The following is a 2,132-nucleotide window of genomic DNA, read 5'->3' as shown; positions in this document are numbered from 1 at the left end:
GCGCAAGGGGATGTCGAAATACCTGCCGTGGTGCTCGGACCCGGCGTCCCTGAACATCGGGAAGATCGCGGCGACGGCCTCCTCGAACACTTCCTTCTTGGTCTCCATGTCGCGGCCGAACGGTTCGAGCTCGGTGATGGAGGCGCTCTCGCCCATGCCGAATTCGCAGCGGCCGTTGGAGAGCAGGTCGAGCACCGCGACGCGCTCGGCAACGCGCGCGGGATGATTGGTGGTGARCTGGAGAATGCCGTGGCCGAGCCGGATGTTCTTCGTGCGCTGGCTCGCCGCGGCCAGGAACGATTCCGGCGAGGGCGAGTGCGAATATTCCTCGAGGAAGTGATGCTCGACGACCCAGGCATGGTCGTAGCCAAGCTTGTCGGCGAGTTCCATCTGCGAGAGTGCGTTCTGGTAGAGCTTGAGCTCGTCGCCCGCCACCCAGGGCCGCGGCAGTTGCAGCTCATAGAAGATGCCGAACTTCATGACGCCTCTCCCGCTTATTTTTGTTGCGGCATCTTAATGAGCGGGGCGGCGCTGTCTACGCAGTCGCAATTCCGCCTTGCGGGAGAACACGCCGCACGGCGCGGCGGCCATTCAGGATCGCACCAATGAAGGTGAAGCGCACCAGCCAATGATAGCTTGCCAGCATCGCCGGAATTGCGACGACGAGAATGACGGCAAACTTGATCAGCCCGGGCCAGTCGAGTTGCGACAGCACGACCTGCAGCGCCATCACGATCGGCATGTGGATCAGATAGAGCCAGTAGGACGCATCGGCGAGGTAGCGCCAGATCGGGCTGAAGCCGGACATGAAGCGAAGCGCGAGACCGATGGCCGCGAAGGTCGAGATCCAGATCGCCGGTGCATAGAGGATCGCGGAGACAAGCCTGAGCGTGGCAGCGCTGAAGGGCAGTTTCGGCGCACCCGGCGCGGACAGGATCACACCCGAGAGCACGAAGCTGATCAGGATCAGCACGACCGCAAGCAGGAGATGCGGGAGCCAGCGTCGCTCGAGCAGCCGCAGCAGATCGACCTGCCGATGCAACAGCCAGCCGACCCCGAAGGCGGTGCCGAAGCCGATCCAGGCCTGCGCGTTGGTGATGAGCGACTGATCCGGGGTCCTCACCCCCATCACATTGATCCAGCGCTCGTCGAGACAGAAAGCGATGCCGATCGGGATCGCCAGAAGCAGGGGGGCCAGCGGGCTTCGCACGATCCCAGCGAAGACACGGTCGATGACCGTTCGCAGCGTGGCGGAGGCATCAAGCCAGACAATTGCGCCGCGCAGCAGGAGCATCGCAACGTAGAGCTCCAGCAGCACATAGAGGAACCAGAGATGCGTCAGGGGGAAATTCGGCAGCACCGGCGGCCAATTGCGCATGCCGGAAGTCGGACCCCCATTGGGAAAGCCGGAGGCCCAGATGACCACCAGAGCCATAGGCGTAAACACGATCGGCCAGCCGATCACGAACGGGAGCCCGATCCGCTGCAACCTGTCCCTGACAAAGCCCCAGCTCCCCCGGCGATGGAAGCTCATGCGGGCAAAGAAACCGGCCATCAGGAAGAAGGTCGTCATCCGGAAGACGTGGATGGTGAAGGTCAGCAGGCCCAGGAGGAGGCTTGGATTGGTGTCCTGGATGAACCAGAACCGGGGCGTGGCGGGCACGAACGACATTGCCGCGTGCAGGACGATGCCGAGCAGAAGGGCGCCGCCCCTGAGCGCATCAAGGGCGTGCAATCGTTCCGATGCGGGGGCGGCGGCGGTCGAATGGGACATGGACGGGGCTCGTGCTGGCTGGTGAGGGGTTTCTCGCCGGACAGTCTGCCCAATCGGGGCGCGGCCCTCTCGCCCGATCCAAAAATCGGCTAGCCGATTTCTCGGCGCGGCTGGCTGATCCCGGGATCGCAGTCGGTTTCCGGCGGGGTCAGCGCCTCGCGCCGGAATTCGGTCGGGGTCACGCCGGTCTCGGCCTTGAAGGCGCGATTGAACGGTCCGATCGACTGGAAGCCTGCATCCATGGCGATGGTCAGCACCGGGACCTCCCGTTGCGTCGCATCGGACAGTGCGGCCTTCGCATCCTCGATGCGATAGCGGTTCAGGAACGCATTGAAGTTGCGATAGCCCAGCCCTTCGT

3 protein-coding genes are annotated in these 2,132 nt (G+C 63.9%); all 3 read right to left on the bottom strand.

All coding sequences use genetic code 11. From position 1 onward, the window contains the following. The coding region (locus AC1D00_RS38095) for an LLM class flavin-dependent oxidoreductase (protein ID WP_477014219.1) at nt 1-480 on the bottom strand (480 nt) is incomplete at its 3' end. Between the two features lie 55 nt (nt 481-535). Further along, the gene (locus AC1D00_RS38090) at nt 536-1,774 is read right to left on the bottom strand and encodes an acyltransferase family protein (protein ID WP_477014218.1); all 1,239 of its coding nucleotides are present in this window, start codon (nt 1,772-1,774) and stop codon (nt 536-538) included. 89 nt (nt 1,775-1,863) lie between these two features. Continuing rightward, nucleotides 1,864-2,132 (bottom strand): helix-turn-helix domain-containing protein (locus AC1D00_RS38085; RefSeq protein WP_477014217.1); only part of this gene is annotated, 269 nt, incomplete at its 5' end.

The sequence above is a fragment of the Bradyrhizobium sp. P2_E8 genome (genome assembly GCF_056403875.1).
Note: the sequence above shows the minus strand (reverse complement) of the source record. Positions and strands in the feature narration are given on the sequence as shown.